This window comes from Caulobacter sp. LjRoot300, from assembly GCF_964253875.1.
Taxonomy (GTDB): domain Bacteria; phylum Pseudomonadota; class Alphaproteobacteria; order Caulobacterales; family Caulobacteraceae; genus Caulobacter.
Map to the genome: position 1 here is coordinate 156195 of NZ_CAXUSA020000004.1, position 19637 is coordinate 175831.

The 19637-nt window shown below is 65.5% G+C and carries 17 protein-coding genes, 1 tRNA gene and 1 pseudogene; 6 read left to right on the forward strand and 13 right to left on the reverse strand.

Translation table 11 applies throughout. The features are described from left to right. Nucleotides 1-4: 4 nt before the first annotated feature. The 5 genes from ACSQ2G_RS15095 to ACSQ2G_RS15115 form a co-directional block, all read right to left on the reverse strand. Entirely contained in the window at nucleotides 5-1507 is a 1503-nt protein-coding gene (locus ACSQ2G_RS15095) for a glycoside hydrolase family 32 protein (RefSeq protein WP_436032210.1), read from the reverse strand. Then, nucleotides 1504-2880 carry a sugar porter family MFS transporter gene (locus ACSQ2G_RS15100; protein ID WP_436032212.1) on the reverse strand — a complete coding sequence of 459 codons (1377 nt, stop codon included), beginning with the start codon at nucleotides 2878-2880 and terminating at the stop codon, nucleotides 1504-1506. The genes ACSQ2G_RS15095 and ACSQ2G_RS15100 overlap by 4 nt, the downstream gene beginning before the upstream one ends. Beyond that, the gene (locus tag ACSQ2G_RS15105) at nucleotides 2877-3839 is read right to left on the reverse strand and encodes an ROK family protein (RefSeq protein ID WP_436032214.1); all 963 of its coding nucleotides are present in this window, start codon (nucleotides 3837-3839) and stop codon (nucleotides 2877-2879) included. The genes ACSQ2G_RS15100 and ACSQ2G_RS15105 overlap by 4 nt, the downstream gene beginning before the upstream one ends. Nucleotides 3840-3889: 50 nt before the next feature. Continuing rightward, on the reverse strand, nucleotides 3890-6100 hold the full coding sequence (locus ACSQ2G_RS15110) for a beta-glucosidase family protein (RefSeq protein WP_436032216.1): 2211 nt from the start codon (nucleotides 6098-6100) through the stop codon (nucleotides 3890-3892). A gap of 117 nt (nucleotides 6101-6217) precedes the next feature. Continuing rightward, nucleotides 6218-8977: a TonB-dependent receptor gene (locus ACSQ2G_RS15115; RefSeq protein ID WP_436032218.1), complete on the reverse strand. Its 2760-nt coding sequence runs from the start codon at nucleotides 8975-8977 to the stop codon at nucleotides 6218-6220. A 532-nt stretch (nucleotides 8978-9509) separates the two neighbouring features. Between ACSQ2G_RS15115 and ACSQ2G_RS15120 the strand changes: the two genes are divergently transcribed. Further along, nucleotides 9510-10607 carry an ROK family protein gene (locus ACSQ2G_RS15120; RefSeq protein ID WP_436032884.1) on the forward strand — a complete coding sequence of 366 codons (1098 nt, stop codon included), beginning with the start codon at nucleotides 9510-9512 and terminating at the stop codon, nucleotides 10605-10607. 240 nt (nucleotides 10608-10847) lie between these two features. Here the strand turns inward: ACSQ2G_RS15120 and ACSQ2G_RS15125 are convergent, their stop codons facing one another. Continuing rightward, nucleotides 10848-12668, reverse strand: coding sequence for a hypothetical protein (locus tag ACSQ2G_RS15125; RefSeq protein ID WP_436032220.1), 1821 nt, complete (start codon nucleotides 12666-12668; stop codon nucleotides 10848-10850). Continuing rightward, nucleotides 12665-12994 (reverse strand): hypothetical protein, encoded by a 330-nt coding sequence (locus ACSQ2G_RS15130; RefSeq protein WP_436032222.1) that lies wholly within the window; start codon nucleotides 12992-12994, stop codon nucleotides 12665-12667. Before ACSQ2G_RS15130 ends, ACSQ2G_RS15125 begins: the two co-directional genes overlap by 4 nt. Here ACSQ2G_RS15130 and ACSQ2G_RS15135 point away from each other — a divergent pair. Continuing rightward, nucleotides 12989-13264 carry a hypothetical protein gene (locus ACSQ2G_RS15135; protein WP_436032224.1) on the forward strand — a complete coding sequence of 92 codons (276 nt, stop codon included), beginning with the start codon at nucleotides 12989-12991 and terminating at the stop codon, nucleotides 13262-13264. The two genes, ACSQ2G_RS15130 and ACSQ2G_RS15135, sit on opposite strands and share 6 nt — an antisense overlap. A gap of 172 nt (nucleotides 13265-13436) precedes the next feature. Here ACSQ2G_RS15135 and ACSQ2G_RS15140 read toward each other — a convergent pair. Next, nucleotides 13437-13513 (reverse strand) — tRNA-Arg (locus tag ACSQ2G_RS15140). Nucleotides 13514-13695: 182 nt separating this feature from the next. Between ACSQ2G_RS15140 and ACSQ2G_RS15145 the strand changes: the two are divergent. The 3 genes and pseudogenes from ACSQ2G_RS15145 to ACSQ2G_RS15155 all read left to right on the forward strand — a co-directional run bounded on the left by ACSQ2G_RS15145 (nucleotide 13696) and on the right by ACSQ2G_RS15155 (nucleotide 16446). Next, nucleotides 13696-14471, forward strand: a pseudogene (locus ACSQ2G_RS15145) (IS5 family transposase). Between the two features lie 425 nt (nucleotides 14472-14896). Then, nucleotides 14897-16072, forward strand: coding sequence for a sensor histidine kinase (locus tag ACSQ2G_RS15150; protein ID WP_436032226.1), 1176 nt, complete (start codon nucleotides 14897-14899; stop codon nucleotides 16070-16072). Beyond that, nucleotides 16069-16446 carry a response regulator gene (locus ACSQ2G_RS15155; RefSeq protein WP_436032228.1) on the forward strand — a complete coding sequence of 126 codons (378 nt, stop codon included), beginning with the start codon at nucleotides 16069-16071 and terminating at the stop codon, nucleotides 16444-16446. Before ACSQ2G_RS15150 ends, ACSQ2G_RS15155 begins: the two co-directional genes overlap by 4 nt. Before the next feature lie 33 nt (nucleotides 16447-16479). On the opposite strand, the gene ACSQ2G_RS15160 is transcribed toward ACSQ2G_RS15155, so the two are convergent. From ACSQ2G_RS15160 to ACSQ2G_RS15180, 5 genes are all read right to left on the reverse strand, one after another. Beyond that, complete coding sequence (locus ACSQ2G_RS15160; protein WP_436032230.1) at nucleotides 16480-16692, reverse strand: helix-turn-helix transcriptional regulator; 213 nt, start codon at nucleotides 16690-16692, stop codon at nucleotides 16480-16482. Beyond that, entirely contained in the window at nucleotides 16689-17093 is a 405-nt protein-coding gene (locus tag ACSQ2G_RS15165) for a hypothetical protein (RefSeq protein ID WP_436032232.1), read from the reverse strand. The genes ACSQ2G_RS15160 and ACSQ2G_RS15165 overlap by 4 nt, the downstream gene beginning before the upstream one ends. A 103-nt stretch (nucleotides 17094-17196) precedes the next feature. Beyond that, nucleotides 17197-17571: a GFA family protein gene (locus ACSQ2G_RS15170; RefSeq protein WP_436032234.1), complete on the reverse strand. Its 375-nt coding sequence runs from the start codon at nucleotides 17569-17571 to the stop codon at nucleotides 17197-17199. Nucleotides 17572-17702: 131 nt separating this feature from the next. Continuing rightward, nucleotides 17703-18323, reverse strand: a complete 621-nt coding sequence (locus ACSQ2G_RS15175; protein WP_436032236.1) for a DUF1801 domain-containing protein — start codon at nucleotides 18321-18323, stop codon at nucleotides 17703-17705. A gap of 76 nt (nucleotides 18324-18399) precedes the next feature. After that, nucleotides 18400-18804, reverse strand: coding sequence for a VOC family protein (locus ACSQ2G_RS15180; RefSeq protein ID WP_436032238.1), 405 nt, complete (start codon nucleotides 18802-18804; stop codon nucleotides 18400-18402). A gap of 101 nt (nucleotides 18805-18905) precedes the next feature. On the opposite strand from ACSQ2G_RS15180, the gene ACSQ2G_RS15185 reads away from it, so the two are divergent. Beyond that, nucleotides 18906-19550 carry a TetR/AcrR family transcriptional regulator gene (locus tag ACSQ2G_RS15185; RefSeq protein WP_436032240.1) on the forward strand — a complete coding sequence of 215 codons (645 nt, stop codon included), beginning with the start codon at nucleotides 18906-18908 and terminating at the stop codon, nucleotides 19548-19550. Nucleotides 19551-19637 lie beyond the last annotated feature (87 nt).

The window sequence follows — 19637 nt, forward strand, 5'->3', positions numbered from 1 at the left end:
CAGCTCAGCGCGCCTTGGGCTTGGCCAACGTCCATGCGTCCAACTTCCGGATCGTCGCCGCGCCACCCTTTGCGCTCGCCGACCATTTCAAGTCGGCGCCGGGAAAGAAGCGGTCGGTGATCGTCGCCGTGCCGTCGTTGGCGTAGAGCTCAATGATCGATTGATCGACGAGCACGCGCAGGCTGACCTTGCCGCTCCTGAGATCGACGGGCGCGGCATGGCGCCCCGTGAACTTGTCGTGAAAGCGCGAACCTGAACGCGAGCGGTCGATGAACACCTCGTTGGCGGCCGGTGTCACGCCGATCACCGTCTGATGGCCTTTTGCGTCGGTCAGGGTGAGGGCCACCTGCTCGGCGGCGCCGACATCGATATCGAGCTTCAGCTCGACGGCGCCGCCCGTCACCGGCAGGGCGACCGGCTTTTCGCCAAGACCGATACGCTGCGCCGTCTTGTGACCGGTGCGCCACCGCTCAAGCTCGATCACGGGAGCCTGGGCGATGCGGTAGCCGTCCGCCGTCTTGAGCAGCCGTACCGTCCGCGGAACCGACATCAGGCCGCGCGCCGGATCGGCCGGGATATCCTGCGCGTAGTCCCAGTTGTTGGCCCAGCCGATCCAGATGCGGCGAGGATCCTTGGCCGGCATGTCGCTCCATGAGACCGCCGCGTAGAAGTCAGCGCCCCAGTCCATCCAGCGCGGAGCCTCGCCCCAGTTCGCGACCGGGGTGAACCTGGCGCCGTCGAAATCGCCGACGAAGTACTGGCCGCCCGAACCGCCCGCGACGCCGCTGTCGCCGAGATTGACGCTCAGCACCCAACGCTTCTCGCCGGGCCGGCCGCCTTCGACGGGCAGCTCGAACAGGTCGGGGCATTCCCAGTTCTTGCCGCGCGCGCCCATCGGGCCAAAGTCGCTGGCGTGCGCCCAGTCCTTGAGATTGGTCGAGGTGTAGAACGAGACCCTGTTCTCCGCCGCCAGCACCACGGCCATGACCCAGCGCTTCGTCGCCGCGTGCCAGAAGACCTTGGGGTCGCGGAACTCGGTCGAGCCGATGTCGAGCACCTTGCCGTGGACCGTGAAGGTCCGCCCGCGGTCGTTGCTGTAGGCCAGGTATTGCGACTGGTTCTTCGTCTCGGGATTGAACCCCGTATAGATCGCGATCATCGGCGGCCGGCCGTTTTGGCCCAGACCGCTGGTGTTGTTCCAATCGATCACCGCGTTTCCCGAGAACGCCATCACGTCCGTCTCGGGGATGGCGACCGGAAGTTCCTTCCAGGTCGTCAGGTCGCGGCTCACCGCATGGCCCCAGCTCATGTGACCCCAGCGGTCGCCATGCGGATTGTACTGGAAGAACAGGTGATACTCGCCGTCGTAATGGACCAGGCCGTTGGGATCGTTCATCCAGTTGCGCTGGGGCGCGAAGTGGTAGGCAGGGCGTGGACTGGCCATGGGCTCGGCGGGGGCGATCGGCGAGAGCATCGTCGCGGCGGCCATAAGTGTCGAGACGATCATCGGCCGGCCCTTTCCAGGTTCATGTCCTCGAGCGCGACGCCGTTGGTCTCGGGCATCTGCTTCCACACCCAGAAGAACTGCAGCAGCATCATCGCCCCGAAGAAGGCGAACACCCATCCGCCGACGTGGGTGGCGAACACCGGGAAGGCCCAGGTGATCGCAGCCGCCATGATCCAGTGCGTGGTGCTGCCCAGCGCCTGACCCTTGCCGCGCACGGTGTTGGGGAAGATCTCGGAGATGAACACCCAGATCACCGCACCCTGCGAGATGGCGAAGGCGGCGATGAAGCCCAGCAGTCCGATCAGCACCAGCGTGCCGTTGGGCGTCTTGCTTTCGAACTGCCAGGCGACCAGGAACAGCGCCGCGGCGGTGGCGATCGACCCGAAGAGCAACAAGGGGCGACGGCCGAAGCGGTCGATCAGGAACATCGCGGCGATCGTGAACACCAGGTTGGTGCCGCCGATGGCGATCGATTGCAGCATGGCGCTGTCGGCTGCCGCTCCGCTCAGTTCGAAGATGTGCGGCGCGTAATAGAGCAGCGCGTTGATGCCCGAGAGTTGGTTGAACATGGCGATGGCGATCGCGCAGGCGACCGGGAGCGAGTGCGACCGGGTGAACAGCTTGCCGGTCGAGTGCGTGGCGGCGATGTCGCGGGCCGTCGCCTCGCGCATGTGGCGCATGTCCTCGGCGGGATCGGGGAAGCCCAGCCGATCCATGACCGTCAGCGCCTGGGCGTCGCGGTCGGCCGCGACCAGCCAGCGCGGGCTTTCCGGCAGGACCAGCGTCACCACAAGGAACAGCGCCGAGGGCACGGTGACGATGCCGAACATCCATCGCCAGGCGATGTCGGGCGAAACCAGCCCGGCGACGACATAGTTGGAGATGAAGGCCAGCAGGATGCCGAACACGATGTTGAGCTGGTTCAGCGCCACCAGGCGCCCACGCACGTGGGGCGGCGAGACTTCGGCGATGTAGATCGGCGCGATGACGGAAGCTGCGCCGATCGCCAGCCCGCCTAGGAAGCGGAAGGCCAGGAACACCGGCCAAGCCTCCGCCAAAGCCGTACCCAATGACGATACGACATAGGCGATCGCGACGGCGAGCAGCACGGGCTTGCGGCCAAAGCGGTCCGAGGGCGAGCCCGCGACGAGCGCCCCCACGATCGTGCCGATCAGCGCCGAGGCGACGGTGAAGCCAAGGTGGGCGTCGCTGAGCGCGAAGCGTTCCTGGAGCGCCGAGGTGGCGCCTGAGATCACCGCGGTGTCGAGCCCGAACAGCAGGCCGCCGAGCGCCGCGCCGGCCGCGCTCAGGATCGTGATGAGGGTCACGCGCTTATGCGCGCGCGCCGCCGTGGGCAGGTGCTTGTCGCTCATGAGATCAGGCTTTCTGTCTTGGATGAGTCCAACGCCCCGACCGCCCAGTGCATCGGCCATCGGCCGGACACCAGGCGGTAGGCGAGCGCGAGCGCGCCGGTGAGGCCGGCCGACGAACCGGCGGTCGGCTTTGCGATGTAGTCGGTCGGGTCGAGATCGCGCAGGCTGGCGTCATAACCGGAGAGCTTGCGCATAAGCGCCTCGCGAACCAAGCCGTACATGTGAGGCCGCATCACTCCGCCCCCGACGATGATCCGGTCGGGCCGGAGCGTGTAGGTGAGGGTCGCGCAGAGCTCAGCGACATAGTGGGCCGCCATCGGCCAAGCCGGGTGAGCGTCGGAGAGCTCCTCGGCGGGCGCGCCCCAGCGCGCGCGCATTGCGGGCCCGCAAGCCATGCCTTCCAGGCAATCGCCGTGATAGGGGCAGGTTCCCGGAAACTCGACGTCGCCTGGGGCGTGCACCACGCGGATATGACCGGCTTCGGGATGATTGGCCCCGTTGTGCGGCGCGCCATTGATCAGCAGGCCCACGCCGATCCCAGTCCCGACCGTGACATAGCAGAAGGTGTCGAGCCCGCGCCCGCCGCCGAACAGCAATTCGCCCACCGCGGCGGCGTTGACGTCGGTGTCGAGCACCATCGGCACGCCCAATGTCCGTCGAAAATGCCCGAGCAGATCGGCGCCGGACCAGTCAGGTTTGGGCGTGGAGGTGATGCGGCCATGGTCGCTGGCGGTCGGCCTCAGCGACAGCGGCCCGAAGCTGCCGATGCCGAGCGCGGCTATCGGTCCATGGCGTTCGGCGGCCCGGGTGAAGAAGTCGCTGGCGGCGCTAAGCGTCTCGGCCGGCGTGGTGGTCGGGATGCGGACCTGGTCGAGAATGGCGCCGTCCTCGTCGGCGACGCCGCACAGGAACTTGGTCCCTCCAGCCTCGATACCGCCGGTGATGAGAGGAGACGCCATTTTAGAAAACCTTGCTGTCTTGGACTCTAGTGGAGAGGCGCGCGGCCGGCTCAGTCAGACCATTTTCGGGCCGCCATCCGCGCGTTCACGACAGGGCCGAGGTCCTCGGCGTTGCGCCCCAGCGCAAAGCCGTAGTCGCCGGCCGGCATCGACCAGCCGTTCTTCCAGTCGGCGAGCAGACGGGGATCGATGGTCATGGTCACCTGCGCGCTGGCGCCGGGCTGCAGGCTAAGGCGCTGGAAGCCGACCAGGCGGCGCGTTTTCTGGCCGACGCGGCTGATCAGATAGAGCTGGGCGACCTCGTCGCCGGCGCGTTGGCCGGTGTTGGTGACCGTGAAGCTCGCGGCCCTGCCCTTCACGGCCAGGCCGCTGGTCGAGAAGCTCGTGTAGCTGAGCCCGAACCCGAACGGGAACAACGGCTTGGCGTCCTTGCGTGCGAACCAGCGGTAGCCGACGTCGGAGCCTTCGATATCGTAGTCGGCATGGAGCTTGTCGCCGCCCGGCGGGATGTCGTCCGCCGTATAGGGTTCGACCCAATCGCTGCCGTCGAGCTTCGGGCGCGGGAGCTGATCCTCGCTGGCCGGGAAGGTGATCGGCAGGCGCCCCGCCGGATTGGTCTGGCCGAACAGGACCGAGGCGATCGCCTCGCCGCCGCGCGCGCCCGGATACCAGGCCTCGATCACCGCTGCGGTCTTGTCGAGCCAGGGCATCTTCACCGGGCCGCCGGTCTGGAGGACGACGATCGTGTTGGGATTGGCCGCGGCGACGGCGGCGATCAGCTCATCCTGCCCGTCAGGCAGCGAAAGGTCGGGCTGGTCGAAGCCTTCGGTGCGCCATTCGGTGGCGAAGACGATCGCCACCTCGGCCTGCCTTGCCTTCTCGACCGCATCGGCGATGTAGCGGCCGTCGCGGAACGTGATCGCCGCGTTCGGCGCCATCGCCTTGATGGCCGCCAGCGGGTTTGAACGGTGATACTGTTGCGACGCGGCGCTGCCCGCCGGGCCCACGGCGACCGGCACGGTGACCGCCGGCCCGTCCTGGCCCTGGACTTGGCTTGAGCCGCCGCCCGACATCACGCCCCGATCGGCATAACCGCCGATCACCGCGATGCTTTTGGCCGAACGCGCCAGAGGCAGGGCCGCCCGCTCGTTTCGGAGCAGTACGATCCCCTGTCGCGCCACCTCTTCAGCGACGGCAGCGTCCTTGGCGAAGTCGATTGCGCCGCCCGGCGACACGGGATGCTTGTCCAACCCGGCGGCGTAGATCGCCGTCAGGACGCGCTTATTCATGTCGTCGAGCTTGACGGCATAGCGCCCGTCGGAAGCGGCCTTCTGTTTGAGCGGATCACGGAAGAACACGGCCGGATCGAGCTGCGAGCCTGACTGCTGGTCGAGGCCATTCAGCGCCGCCTCCACGCCTGGGACGGCCTTTCCCCAGTCGGACATGACGAAGCCCTTGTATCGCCAATCTTGCTTGAGCACCTTGTTGAGCAGCCAGTCGCTGTCGCAGGCCTTGACGCCGTTGACGCGATTGTAGGCGCACATCACCGAGAGCGGCTGGCCCTGCTCGATGCCGATCTGGAAGGCCAAGAGGTCGCTCTCACGGGCCGCGCCTTCGCTGATCCGGGAATCGACGATCTTGCGGCCAGTCTCCTGGCCGTTGAACGCCAGGTGCTTGATCGTGGAGATGATGTTGTTGGACTGGATCCCGCGGATCGCGGCTCCGACCAGCACGCCGGTCAGCAGCGGGTCTTCGGCGAGATACTCGAAGGTTCGCCCGTTGCGCGGATCGCGCATCAGGTTGGCTCCGCCCGCCAGCAAGACGTTGAAACCCTTGGCCCGCGCCTGCGCACCGATCATGGCGCCGCCCCGATAGAGCAGGTCAGGATTCCAGCTGGAGGCCTGGGCCAGGCCGGAGGGAAGCGCGGTCGCCCCGTCCTTGCGGATTCCCGAGACGTAGCCGATGCCGAGACTGGCGTCGGTCTCCTTGAGCGCCGGAACGCCAAGGCGGCCTATCCCGTCCACATAGCCGGCCCCCAGGATCGCGTCGGCCGGCAGAGGCGGCGCGTCGCCGCCCAGAGGCAGGGCCATGATCCCGTGGGTCAGGACGAACTTCTCGTCGGCGGTCATTTGTCCGAGCGTGGCCTCGGCCCGCGCCTGCGCCCCCGCAATATCGGGAAGCGCCGCCTGCTGCGCCCAAGCCAAGGGCGCCATCGCAGCCTGCGCCAGCAAGGCCATGGCCAGGATCGTTTTCGTGTTCATTCTCGGGCCTGGTTCAGGAACTGGGAAATTCGCGGGCGAGACGGCCGGGCCGTGCGGCGAGCCGCGGCCCCGCCCAACTGCTCCGACGCGCTGGCGGGCGCGTCGGAGCGCTTGGCGCTACATCTTGAAACGAAGACCGAGGCTGACGTACCGGCCTTCAATTCTCACATCGGCCGGGAAGTACTGCGTCTCGTTATAGTACCTGTAGTCTTTCCACGGTTGCGCGAGAAGATTGCTTCCGGTGGCGACGACCGAGAACTTGTCATTAATCTGGTAGGCGATCGAAGCATCCAGGCGAGACACGGGACGCACCAGCTCGCCCGCATACTGCGCTTCGTCCTGATTGCGATAGTATTTGTTCACGTAGTGCGAGCGACGATTGTACGAGATGCGCGCCGAGATCGGGCCTTTCTCGTAAAAGCCGACCAGGTTGTAGGTCCACTTGGAGGCGTTCGCCATCGGCACCAGGCCCGCGTCTTCGCCCAAAGCGGCGGGAAGCGCGCTCTTGGCGTCGAGATAGGTGAGGTTGGCCTGTGCGCCGAAGCCCGAGAGCCAGCCTGGCAGGAAATCGAAGAAGGTTTGGACCGAGGCTTCCGCCCCATTGATCCTGCCCTCGCCGGCGTTTTCGGGGCGGGTTATCCGGATCGTGCCGTTGGTCGGATCGGTTTCGAAGTGGCTGTAGGAGTCGATGAAACCCCAAAGATCCTTGTGGAACACGGCCAGCGACGCCGAGCTGTGCTTGGAGAAGTAATACTCCAGCGAGGCGTCATAGTTCTTCGCCTTCAGCGGCTTCAGATCGGGATTGCCGGTCGTCAGCTCCAGGCCAGTATAGACGCCCGTGGCGCGCGACAGGATCGCCGTCGGGCTCAGCTGCCCATAACCAGGCCGGGAAATGGTCTCCGTGTAGCCAAGTCGCAGCTGAAGCTTGTCCGAGAGATGGATCCTGGACTGGAGCGACGGCAGCACGTTCAGCCACTCATGATCCGCCGTCGCCGGCACCAGGTCGCTCTCGACGCCGTAGTTCGTCCCGTCCGCATAGGCGACGCGCACGCCGGCGGTGCCGTCCACATGAACGCCGCCGATGTCGAACTGATACTTGCCCTGGACGTAACCGGCGTAGGTGTCCTCCTTGCCGTAGAACGACCGGAAGGTTTGAATATCAGGGGTGCTGTAGCGCGCGGTGTCACCCGCCAGGAACCCCGCCCACGAATTCTCCGCCATGACCTGCTGCAAACCCGCATAGCCCAGCTGCCGCAAGGCTTCGCTGTTGTCGAGAATGGCGCCGCCGTTGGGCGCCAGCCAGTTCTTGAAACGCTGGGGATCGTCGCGGAACGCCCCCCTGACCACCTCCAGATCGCCGGTGGGCAGGCTGGCGACCGGTATATTCAGCAGCCTGATCCAGGCATATCGATCGCCGTAGTAGTCGACCGAGGTGCGGGTGGTCGCACGAAACCCGGCCTGGAGCTTGGGCAGCCAACTGCTGTTGGTGTCGTACTCGACATCCAGTCGACCCTGGTAGCCGTCTCCAGACGCAGAGAGATAGGTCTGATAGAGGCCGCTCAAGACGTAGTTGTCGGGGTTCATCATGTCGTAGCCGTTCAGGTCGAACACACCCGAACCGGCGACCTCGAAGTTGGCGTTGACGGTGGGCGTGCTCGTAAGCGTTGCGTCCACGCGCGTCTGGTTGGCCACATAGCGGCTCTTGGAATAGGCGAAATCGCCCGAAACGGTGGCTCGCCCCGAGGTCCATTTGAAGCCGAACGCACCCTGGTAAAGGTCGGTCCGGTCCTTCAAGGCCGATCGCTGTACATCCGGAGAATTGCCGCCGGTGTGGGTGAGACTCGCGGCCTTGGCGTCCTCGCCTTGCACCAGCACGACGTTGCTCAAGGTCCCGTCCCTGAGGCTTTGGCCGTAGAAGTCGTTCGCCTGCGTGCCGCGATACCCGCTCCACAGGCCCTCGACATAGAGTTCGAGGTCGGGGGTCGGACGCCATTGCACCATGCCGTTGACCGCGGGGCGTTCCCGCTTGCCGGTGGCGTAGTAGTTGCCGATGTAGTCCGGATAGTGGAACTGCCCCACGCCTGGCGTGGTGACGGTCGCATTGCCCTGGCTTGGGGTGATGACGGACGCGCCGTCGAACCGCAGCGCTTGGTGGTATCTGGTGCGGACATAGCTTGCGCCCAGGAGCGCGCCGATCTCGCCGGCCGAGGTGTCCCAGGTGTGAGCGATCAGAATGTTTCCAGCCGGCTCCACCGTCTTGGACTGGTCATTATAGGTCCCCTTCACCTCGCCAGCGATCGTGGCGTCCTTCATGTCGAATGGACGGCGCGAGCGCAGGTTGATCAGCCCGCCCAGGCCGGGCTCGACCAGGTCGGCGGTGGCGGTCTTGTAGACCTCGAAGCCCGCCGCGACGCTGGCCGGGAGATCCTGCCAATGGATCACGCGGTCGTCGGTGCTGAAGAGCTCGCGGCTGTTGTAGGTGGTGGCGACGTTGGGAAGGCCTCTGACCAGAACCTCCGAGCCCTCGTCGTAATTGCGCGTGATCTGGACGCCGGGAATGCGCGACATGACTTCGGCCGCGTTGTTGTCCGGCAGCTTGCCGATGTCTTCGGCGACCACGGCGTCAACGATGGAGTCGGAGGCGCGCTTCTGCTCCTGGGCGGACTGAAGGGCCGCGCGAAAGCCGGTCACGACGACTTCGTCGACCACGGTCCCGTCGGCTTGGTCGGCGTTCGGGGGCGCGACATGCTTGGTCGCCGCAGGCTTGGCCTTGGATTGCTGTTCCGGAGTCGCGGCGCTTTGCGCCCAGACCGGAGAAGCCGTCAACATCGCCACCCATGACGTGGAGCAGAGCAGAACTAGATTGCGCTTGAACATTTATTCCTCCCCAGAGTTATGACGCTCAACTCCGCTCTGCGGTATTTGAACGTTTATTCGTTTTGTTTTCTTTATGCTTTTTGATTCCTGGAGCGCTGGTTGAACCGCGAAAACGGCTGCTCAGGAAGGGTTCGTCGCTGGCCGTCACCCCCCGGCCCCCGGTAGCCTGCTAAGCAGCGCCCCGTTTCGACGCGCCTGCGTCGATGTCTCCCATTTTCGCCTCCCTTTTTGACGCCCGGGTTTTCACGGTGCGTGATCCTGATGGAGTAAATCCATCGATGTGATTTACTAAATCTATGAAAGTGATTTAGTCTGTCAAGGTGAAAGTTCGTATAGTCGACAGATGCGGGAAGTCCGCCGCCCGCAGGTTGCGCGGCGGCGAATGACGGGCCAAATCTCGCAAACGAGAGTTGTAGTCAGCGGTTGATGTTCGCCTGCTACGGGCGGCGGAAGGGTGCGAGAAGACCGATCGATGCAACGGGGAAGCAATTCAGTCGGCGTCCGGCGCTACAACGAGCGCCTGGTGCTGTCGATGGTCCGCCGCCTCAACGGCGCCTCCAAGACGGACATCTCCAAGCTCACCGGCCTTTCGCCCCAGGCGGCCGTGAGGATCGTCGAAAGCCTGGAGGAATCGGGCCGGCTGGTTCGCGCCGGCAAGCGCACCGGCGGCATGGGCCAGCCTTCCATCATCTACAAGATCAATGGCGCCAGCGGATGCACGGTCGGAGTCGAAATCGGCCGCGATCGTCTGATCTGCGTGCTGCTGGACTTCGACGGGGCGATTCTGTCGCGCTGGTCGCAACCCCACGCGTTTCCCCGCCCGCAGGACGTGATCCGCGACATCGACGCGTTCATGGCGGCGCAACTGGCGCTTCTCCCGGAGACCCAGCGCGAAGGCTTTCTGGGCATCGGGATCGCCATGCCCTGGTTTCTCGGCGAATGGCGCGACGAATTGGGCATGACGGACGACCAGGCGCGTGACTGGGCCGGAAGCGCCGTCGAAAAGCGATTCCGCTCCGCGCTCGAGGCCCCGGTCTTTTTCGAGAACGACGGCAATGCCGGCGCGCTCGCCGAGCTGCTATGCGGCGCCGGGCTGGACCTGCGAAACTTCCTCTATATCCATCTGGGCAAGTTCGTCGGTGGCGGACTGGTGCTCGGCGGCCAGGTGCATGAAGGCCGCAACGGCAACGCCGGCGCCCTGGCCTCAATGCCGGTGCCCGGCGGCGCCGGCGCGGACGTGCTGCTCCACCGCGCCTCCCTCTACAACGCCGATGTCGACCTGGCGGACGGCCTGACCGACGCGGCCTGCGAAGCTTGGCTGAACGATTGCACGGAGGCGCTGAGCTTCGCGATCATCGGCGCCAACAGCCTGCTGGACCTCGAGGCGGTGATCCTGGGCAGTCCGCTGCCCGAGGAACTTCTCGGCGCCCTCGTCAGCCGGATCAAGGCAAAGATGGAAGCCGACGCCCCCCGCGACTTCTTCCAGCCGCCCTTGCTGCGCGGCCGCAACGGCGAAATCGCACCGGCCCTGGGCGCCGGCCTCCTTCCGCTCTTCGCCTCCTATGCGCCCAATCTCGGCTCTCTGATGAAGAGCCCGAGTTCGGTCATGATGTCGGAGGAAGAGGCCTGACGGAGACGCGCCATCAACGGACATTGGCACACCTCCAGAAACTGGACCTTAGCCTGTTAGGCGTGCCGAACGATCACACCTCTGGATGGCTACTGAAAGGCGTTGGCGGCGGCCTTGATCAGGACCTCATCGACGTGAATGCCGCCACGCCGTCGCAACCAGAAATCCTCGATCAGGTCGTAAAACAGATCAGGGTCAGCACCGATAAAGCGCGTGTCCTGGCAAGACGATGTCGAGGCCTTACGATCTGGAGGATCGTTCGAATTTTTCCAGCAATGTCTCCACAGCATCGCGACGATAGAACCCCTGCCCGACGGCCCCTCCGACGGCCAAGCCTTGCAGGCTTTGCCATACGTCCTTGGCCTTCAGATCCAGCCGCGCCGCAATCTCCCGCGTCGTGATGTACTCATGGCCCAGCGCTTCCACATCGGGTCGTGCATAGGAAGTTGGGGTCCCCTTCACATTGTTGGGCGCGATAAGTTTGCGCGAGCGCAACCAGGTAACGTCTTGGGCGGTGCAGTTGAGATGTAACTCGACCTCACCGGGCGTTAGATCGAGGCGCCAATATTCACCGAGATCACCCGGCCGGAAGCCGAAGGGCGTCAGGGCGGAAGGGCCGCCCATAATAAGCCGCCGCGCGGTGATGGGATGTACCTTCAGGTGAAGCATCCCGGGCGTCGCCTCGTCACATCGAAAGCCGCCTGGCAGGTCGCCATCAAAGCCGGCTTGAATCACCCGCGCCCAAGGCTTCTCGCGCCCACCAACACCCCGCATCGCGTGTGACAGAGGCACCCAATCCGACTCGTCATCTTGGGAAACCTTCCGGGCTCGCTCCAGCAACAGCTCGGCGCTTCTGCGTTCAAGCTGGCGATCTCCAAAGAGCTCAGTGACCAGCGGATCGTCTTTCGGTCGCAGCAAGTCAGCTGCGAGCATCTGTTCGATGGCGATTTTTGGCAGGCCGGAGGCGTGGCAAAAGGCTCGCCAACTCATTCTTTCCCTAATGCGCGTCTTTATCCGCTCCACCTCGCGGCGCTGCAGCACCGAGTGTTGTCTCTGGCGTCCGCCGCCGCCATCGTTCGCGGTCACCAATCCTGCATCAACGAGCCTGCGAACATCACCCCGCTCCACCCCGATCATCGCCGCGGCCTCAGTGAGGCTCAGCCATCGCAGTGGTAGGATCCGCACAGCTTTGGACCTGGCCCTCGCGCGCCCATAGTCGAGCAAGCGTCGAGCCTCACGTTGAACAGCAGGTTGGCTCGAATGCTGAGCGACCCGCTCCAAACGCTCCCTGAAGTCGGACCTCACGTCGCGTTCAAGCTGTTGTAAGTCCCAATGGCGAACGTGTTTTCTAAAGGTCTCCTCAGACGGGAGGGGAACGCGCGCTAATTTGTTTGCCTCAAGCCAGCGATTGATCTTGGCGAGGCGTCCGACCAACAAATCGTAGGCCCCGCCAATCGTTTCCGCCGCGTTTGCCCAATAGGCCATCGCCGCCCTATGCACTCGTCGATGCACGGTGATCGGCAACCTCCTGGCGCGAGGAACCCGACCCGACATAGAGATCATCGTTTTGAGCATGCGAGCGTTGAAGCATCCTCGCTCGTCCAGCCACCGGCGGACCGTCGTTGGGGAAGGCGGCTGATGCCTCTCCAACTGGCGTGGTTTGGCCGCCCAAATGGCAGCTAGGGCTCGCCGGATGCCCTGATCACTTCGGGCGTAACCCTTCATCCTGTCGAGCGACTTCAGCACGATCTGGCGAACGAGCGCTCTTGGATCCTTGCCCACAATGGCGTCGAAATCGTCCTCCCGCGCCACTGCGACTTGCTGTGCGAATGTCTTTGGCAGCATCGAGTCTAGCCGCCGCACCGCGCCGATAGCGAACTGCTCTGTGAGCCAATCGACAGTTGGGGAAGCGCCTTCGCCAGTATCTAGGGGGATTTGGAAGGGCGCGGCCGTGCGTTCAGACCGAAACAGAAGAAAGCCGCTCCCCATCACCTGGTCGAGGTAATGGCGCTCGCCGCCGAGTTCCCAGAGTTCGCCGACGTTGAGTTGGATGTTGGTCATTGCGCAGCCTCCAGCTGGCCGCGGTTCGGGGCGACCAGTTCGACATGGGTTTCGGGGGTGAGTGGTTTGGAGAGGTCCAGACGTACGATCCGTCCGACCATCATCGCCTTGAGCTTGGCCATGCCCGGCAACTGCCCGCCGAGTAATTCAGCAAGCTGGCCAAGGGCACCTGGACCGCGGCGGTCCAACCAGTCCACCGCGCGGAATACGTCCTTTGCGCCGTAGTCCGTCAGGGCCGTTCGCCTCTTCTCGTCAGCCAGATCGCAAAGGGTGACAAGGCGGAGCAGCGACGCTTCGCTCAGGTGATCGCTCCTCAGAGCTTGCACATCCAACTCAACCACAACGCCTCGCCGCCGGTGCCATCGGAACGATCACAACGAGCGCGTTCGCTGGTGTTCTTCGGCCTTGGTGTCCTGGCAGCGACTTGTTTGAATGGCTATGGGAAGGGAGCGCCTGTCGAGCTAATCGTCCCCGAAAACGGCTTTATCAGCCTCAACGTCCCACTTAAGGTTTGGGACTGCGATCTTGGAAGCGTGGCACCGCAGATCGACAAAAATCTTCGCTCGCTGCTCGACGCGCAGGCGGTTCGAGTGTGATAGGGTAGATCGGACACAGGTCATTCATTTTGCTGGCTGTTCACGGTTCTGAAGGTCGTGTTTCTGGAGCGACTTGAGGATCTGTAGGTGGCGCTATGCCCGACATAGCGCTCACGACCTGCGCCACTCTTAACTGGGATTGCGCCAGTTCTAAGTGGTTTCGACAACCGCATGGCGGCCCGGAAGGGACTCGAACCCCTGACCTTCGCTTTAGGAAAGCGCTGCTCTATCCTGCTGAGCTACCGGGCCGCTTTGCGCGCGCCAGGGGTCCATAGCGCAAGTTTCCAGGCATGCGAACCCCGGGCGGACAAAGCGCTGCGGAGGGGATGACGATGGCCTTGCCGCGCGCGCCGAAGACGCTCTAGGTCGTGGTGACGATTTAGGATTCGCAAGGGCGCGCGGTTCTGATTCAACGCTGCTTTTTGGAGGCGGTGTTGGAAGGCGAGGTTCTTCGAGACGATCAGTGGGCGCGGATCGAGCCGTTCGTGCCGGGCGGCCGCAAGGGCAAGCGTGGACCGCGCAGCAATGGCCGGCTGTTTGTGGATGCGCTGTTGTGGATGGCGCGCTCGGGCGGTCGGTGGCGTGATCTGCCGCAACGGTTTGGACCCTACCAGACAGCCAAGCGGCGCTACTACCGCTGGATCGAGATGGGGGTGCTGGCCCGGCTGTTCGAGGCGGTCGCGGCCGAGCCCGACCTGGAATGGGTCATGCTGGACGCCACCGTGATCCGCGCCCACGCCCAAGCCGCCGGCGCGCGGCGAAAAAGGGGGACTGGACGCCCAGGCGCTTGGCCGGTCTCGCGGCGGCTTCGGAACCAAGATCCACGTCTGCGTAGACGCTCGCGGCTTGCCGGTTCGCATCATCCTGGGGCCAGGCCAGCAGAACGACCCAGCAGAACGACATGGCGCCCGCCTGCGACCTGATCGATGGACTGGCCGCCGAATATGTCTTGGCCGACAAGGCCTATGACGCCGATCGGCTCTATCTGAAGATCATCCAACAGGGCGGCGACCCCGTCGTGCCGCCCCGCCGTCATCGAAAGCGACAGCACGCCTACGACACGGCTCTCTACAAGGAGCGCAATCGCGTCGAACGCTTCTTCAGCCGCATCAAGCACTTCCGCCGTATCGCAACCCGATACGACAAGCTGGCGGCCACCTTCATGGGTTTCGTCACTCTGGCAGCCATCATGCTTTGGCTCAAATAGCTAAATCGTCACCGCAGCCTAGAGCATCGCGCCGATCGGCATCGCCGTGGGCGGGCTGGTCGGAGCGCTGTAGCCCGAGGTCGGGGCGGGTCCCCGACATCCCCATCGCCGGCCCGGCGGTGCGGGTCGGGGCGACCGGTTCATGAGCGAGCGCCGGGCCCCGGCCAACCTTCACCGTCGACGGCGTGGCCACCTTGCTGGTGGGCCGCTGGGAGGGCGCGCTGGATCGCGGCCGATTGTCGCGGGAGTTGAACCAGGGTCCCAAGGCCGCGCGCCTTGAAGTCGTTGAGGATCCCCGCGCCGACGGCCCCAGGGACGCGTCCGCGGCGTCGCATGTGACGAGCATTAAGCATAGGCTCCACCTTGCCGCGACCCTGACGGCTGCTAGGGTCGCCCGGGGACATGCGCATGCGGGACAACCAAAAGTGCTAAACGTCGCGAACGCCGAGCGTTCCGAACAGGCGGACCACGCCGCCCTGATCACGCTGGTCGAGACCATCGAGGCGCTGTCGGCCACGCGCACGATCGAGGAGGTCGCCGCGGTGGTGCGTTCGGCCGCTCGGCGGATGTCCGGGGCCGACGGAGTCTGCTTCGTGCTGCGCGACGGCGACCAGTGCTGGTACCTGGACGAGGACGCCATCGGCCCGATGTGGAAGGGCCAGCGCTTCCCGATGACCGCCTGCGTCTCCGGCTGGGCCATGCTGCACGGCCAGACCGTGGTGATCCCCGACATCTACGCCGACGACCGCGTCCCGCACGACTCCTACCGCCCGACCTTCGTCAAGAGCCTGGTGATGACCCCGGTGCGCCCCAAGGACCCGATCGCCGCGATCGGGGCCTACTGGGCGACCGGCCAGACCCCATCGCCGGACACCGTGATCCGGCTGGAGGCGATGGCCCGGGCCACGGCGGCGGCCATCGAGAACGCCCGGCTCTACGCCTCGCTGAACGAGGCGCTGGAGCGGCGCGCCTTCCTGCTGCGCGAGCTGGACCATCGGGTGAAGAACACCCTGGCCTCGGTGCAGTCGATCGCCCGCCAGACCCTGCGCGCCGCCCCCTCGCCGGCCGACTTCACCGAGTCGTTCGAGTCGCGGCTAATGGGCCTGTCGCGGGCCCACGAGCTGCTGACCCGCCAGGCCTGGGGCCGCACCGACCTGCGCGACGTGCTGGAGGCGGCGCTGCAGCCGTTCGGCGGCCTGGCCGACCCGCGCTTCACCGCTCGCGGTCCCGCCATCGCCCTGACGGCCGAGACGGCGGTGGCCCTGCACATGAGCCTGCACGAACTGATGGTCAACGCCGCCAAGCACGGGGCGCTGACCTCGGCCAGCGGCCAGGTCACCGTGGCCTGGCGGGTCGAGGACATCGACGGCGAGGGCGGCCGCGTGCCCAGCCTGGTCCTGGAATGGGTCGAGCGCGGCGGTCCGCCGGTCTTCGTGCCCAAGCGCCAGGGATTCGGCACCAAGCTGCTGGAACGCGGCGTGGCCCGCGACCTGGGCGGCGAGGCCAGGCTGACCTACCAGCCCAAGGGCCTGAGCTACGCCCTGCGCGCGCCGCTGTCGGACCGGATCGCGGCGCAGGCGGCCCCGAGGGCGCCGGCATGACCGCGCCCGCCAACGCTCCGCGCATCATGATCGTCGAGGACGAGGCCCTGGTGGCGCTGATGGTCGAGGACCTGCTGACCGACTTCGGCTGCCAGATCTCGGGCTCGTTCGGGGCGGTCGAGGAGGCCCTGGCCTATCTGAGCGACGCGGCGACGCCGCCGGCCCTGGACGGGGCGGTGCTGGACGTCAATATCGGCGGCACGATGGTCTTCCCGGTCGCCGAGCGCCTGCGGGCGGCCGGCATCCCCTTCGTGTTCGCCACCGGCTACGGCGCCCTGCCCCGCAAGGGGTTCGAGGACGTGGTGGTGCTGAACAAGCCGATCGATCCGGTCCTGCTGGAGGACGCGGTGAAGGGGTTCGGCAAGGCGGCGTGAGCCATGGCCCGCGCACCGGCGTGGGAGGGACCGTCAGTCCCCGCTCGCAGGCACGAACGGATTGAAGAACAGCCGCTCGACCGGCAGCTCGAACAGGGCCGCCAGGCGGTAGGCCAGCGGCAGCGACGGGTCGTACTTGTCGGCCTCGATGGCGTTGATGGTCTGGCGGGACGCGTCCGCCCGCTCGGCCAGGTCGCCCTGGCTCCAGCCGCGCGCCAGGCGCTCCTCGCGCAGCCGGTTCTTCACGCGGCCTTCGACCGGCGCATCGCCCACCAGCCCAGCCAGCAGACGCCGTAGGCCGCGACCTGGGCCAGGAAGACCAGGGCCGCGCCCTGGAACAAGGGGGCTCGGACGCCGCTCGCGGCGATGGTCGCCAGCAGCGCCACGCCGCCGCCGAACGACGCGCCCCAGTACCAGGCGGTCAGGTGGGCGTCGCGCGCCATGTGGTCCAGCCGTCGCCACCAGGGGATCGTGGCCAGCAGGGCCGCCCCTGTCAGGGCGGCGCAGGCCAGCACGATCACGGCCAGGGGCACGCGGCCCTGGCCGGCGACGATGACCACGCCGCTGACCAGCCCCACAGCCAGCGCAGCCAACAGCGCCGCGCCCCCGGCCATCCAGATTCTCTTCTGACGTCGTTCGACAGCCATGCCGGCCTCCTCGCTACCTGTAAAAGAGTTTTGACACACCGTGCCGGGCTGTCAAATTCTTTTTACAGCCTAGGGAAGCCTCGGCCGGCTCCGGCGACTGCCCCTAATAGGCCTTGCCGTCGGTCTTGCGCACCGGCAGTTGGTCCCAGGCGAAATCCACCAGCAGCCGGGCGTTGATGCTGATGCGCGGGTCGTCGAAGTCCGGCTGGCCGCTGTCGAAGCTGGGGAATTCCGAATAGGTCGGGCAGCCGCAGATGGCGCAGTGATGGTGCTGGCCCAGATAGTGGCCCCACTGGTAGGTCGAGACCCGGTCGCGGGCCGTGGTCAGCCGGAACTGGGCCGGCCGGTAATAGGCGTACAGCGCGCCGCGCCGCGAACAGAACGAGCAGTTGCAGTCGGTCAGTTCGGTCGGCGCCCGCGCCACCTCGAACTGGGTGGCGCCGCAGTGGCAGCGAGCCTTCAGGGGCAGGTCGGTCATGGCGCTCTCCATCCTTGGAACAACGCCGGCATCGTGACGCATCGCTGCTGACAGCCTGCTGTCAACAGGGCGACCTCGGGCCGTCGCGCGAGGTCACCCGGCGTCTCCAGTGTGCGAGGGGGCCGATGCTTTCAGCCGCCCTTCGCATATTTCCAGAACCGGCCCTTGCCTTCGGCGATCCAGGCGAGCGCCTCGTCAATCCGCTTGTCGCGCGTGGCTTCGGTCTTCGCCTCAGCGATCCAGACATTGTATTCTTTCTGGAACGACGCCGACTTGCTCTCGAACATGGCCCTGACGGATGGGGAAGCTGCAAGGCGCTCGACGAAGGCAGGGGGCGCAACGACAATCTTGGGCGCGGCGGATGCCTTGCGAGGCGCGACCTTCGCGCCTTGCTCGTTGAGCAGCATGGCCTCGCGGATCCAGGCGATCAGCTCGGCGTCGGCAGGGAGATCCGCGAGACTCGTCAACTTGCCCATGAAGCGTTTTGACGCCGGCAGGTCGATGCTCGCCTTGAGCCGTGGGTCGCTCATCAGCGCGCCTTTCCAGAAGGAAAAGGCGCAATGCGACTTGTAGGCGGCGAAAATGCACATCATCTCGCCCCGGTAGTCAAAATGGGGGATTCCCCATTTTAGGGTTTCGACAGCCTCCGGGCAGGTCGCGCGGATGAGGCCGCGTAGATGCGCCAGAATCGGCTTGGCGAACGCTTCGACGCCTTCGGCGTAGGCGTCGAGCTTGGGTTCTGAACTCGGCAATCTGACTTCGCCTCTCGATCGCGTGGTCTATGGGTGGGTTCAAGGGTCGCGCCTGCACGCCTCGGCGCACTGGCCGCTACTGCGTGGCGGAGGGGTCCATCCACAGAACCTCCCAAACGTTCCCATCGGGGTCTTCGATATGGCGATTGAACATGAAACCAAGATCCTGGGCCGGATTCGGATCGGCGCGGCCGCCCGCGGCCACACCCTTTTCGATCGTGGCGTCCACCGCGTCCCTGCTGTCGGCGGTGAGCGCGATGAGCATCTGACTCTCGCGCCTAGGGTCTCCGATCGGCCGCGCGGTGAACTGTCGATAGTGCTCGTGCGTCAGCAGCATGACCCCAATCGAGTCCGAGAACATCACCGAACTGGCGTCATCGTTCGAGAACTGCGGATTCAACGCGCCCCCGATCGCGACGTAGAAGCGCGTCGCCGCCGGCAGATCGCGCACTGGCAGATTTACGAAAATCATCCTAGCCATTAGCTGATATCGCTCCTCAGGCACGGTACTAGTCGGTCTAGTACCGTGCCTCGGCATATCACGCACGGAACGGAACCGTCTAGTACCGGATTGGGAATGATATGAAGGTTGGTGTCGAGACCCGATCGGCGCGCAAGGAGCGTGACATCGTTCACGCCGCCACCGTGGCGTTCGTCAGCCAGGGCTATGACGGAACGAGCATGGAGGAGATCGCCACCAAGGCCGGCGTCTCCAAACAGACCGTCTACAAACATTTCGTCGACAAGGAGACGCTCTTTGGCGAGGTCATCCGCGCGTCGGCCGCGCAGGCCACCGACGCCTTCGACGCGGTCGCGGCGTTGCTTACCGAGGCGGAATTCAAGACGGGCGGCCTGCGCAAGGTCGCTCGACGCTTCATGACGACGCTGATGGATGAGGACCGGCTGAAACTCCGACGCCTGATCATCGCCAATGCCGATCGAATGCCTCAGCTCGGCCGTGACTGGTACGAAAAAGGCTTCGAACGCATGCTGACCTCGATGGCGACCTGCTTCCAGCAGTTGACCGCCCGACGGCTTCTTCGGACACCGGACCCCTATTTGGCCGCGAGCCACTTCTTTGGAATGTTGCTCTGGATCCCCATGAACGAGGCGATGTTCACGGGTAACAAGACTCCGCGTTCCCAAGCCGAACTGGAACGCCACGCGGACGCGACGGTCGAAACATTCCTCGTCGCGTATGGCGAGCTGGCGAAGCCATCTGCGTGATCGCCCGTGAGCAGGCCGTCGGCGTGCGCCCCGGTCCCGGATCTTCGCGCTGCGCGCTCGTCCGGGATGACAGCCGTTCCGCGGCCG

What these genes read in the sequence shown, in the direction of transcription:
- ACSQ2G_RS15100 (WP_436032212.1), bottom strand. Translation starts at nt 2,880, where the DNA reads ATGAGCGACAAGCACCTGCCCACGGCGGCGCGCGCGCATAAGCGCGTG.
- ACSQ2G_RS15170 (WP_436032234.1), bottom strand. Translation starts at nt 17,571, where the DNA reads ATGACCGACCTGCCCCTGAAGGCTCGCTGCCACTGCGGCGCCACCCAG.
- ACSQ2G_RS15185 (WP_436032240.1), top strand. Translation starts at nt 18,906, where the DNA reads ATGAAGGTTGGTGTCGAGACCCGATCGGCGCGCAAGGAGCGTGACATC.
- ACSQ2G_RS15095 (WP_436032210.1), bottom strand. Translation starts at nt 1,507, where the DNA reads ATGATCGTCTCGACACTTATGGCCGCCGCGACGATGCTCTCGCCGATC.
- ACSQ2G_RS15120 (WP_436032884.1), top strand. Translation starts at nt 9,510, where the DNA reads ATGGTCCGCCGCCTCAACGGCGCCTCCAAGACGGACATCTCCAAGCTC.
- ACSQ2G_RS15180 (WP_436032238.1), bottom strand. Translation starts at nt 18,804, where the DNA reads ATGGCTAGGATGATTTTCGTAAATCTGCCAGTGCGCGATCTGCCGGCG.
- ACSQ2G_RS15125 (WP_436032220.1), bottom strand. Translation starts at nt 12,668, where the DNA reads ATGACCAACATCCAACTCAACGTCGGCGAACTCTGGGAACTCGGCGGC.
- ACSQ2G_RS15105 (WP_436032214.1), bottom strand. Translation starts at nt 3,839, where the DNA reads ATGGCGTCTCCTCTCATCACCGGCGGTATCGAGGCTGGAGGGACCAAG.
- ACSQ2G_RS15155 (WP_436032228.1), top strand. Translation starts at nt 16,069, where the DNA reads ATGACCGCGCCCGCCAACGCTCCGCGCATCATGATCGTCGAGGACGAG.
- ACSQ2G_RS15165 (WP_436032232.1), bottom strand. Translation starts at nt 17,093, where the DNA reads ATGGCTGTCGAACGACGTCAGAAGAGAATCTGGATGGCCGGGGGCGCG.
- ACSQ2G_RS15110 (WP_436032216.1), bottom strand. Translation starts at nt 6,100, where the DNA reads ATGAACACGAAAACGATCCTGGCCATGGCCTTGCTGGCGCAGGCTGCG.
- ACSQ2G_RS15115 (WP_436032218.1), bottom strand. Translation starts at nt 8,977, where the DNA reads ATGTTCAAGCGCAATCTAGTTCTGCTCTGCTCCACGTCATGGGTGGCG.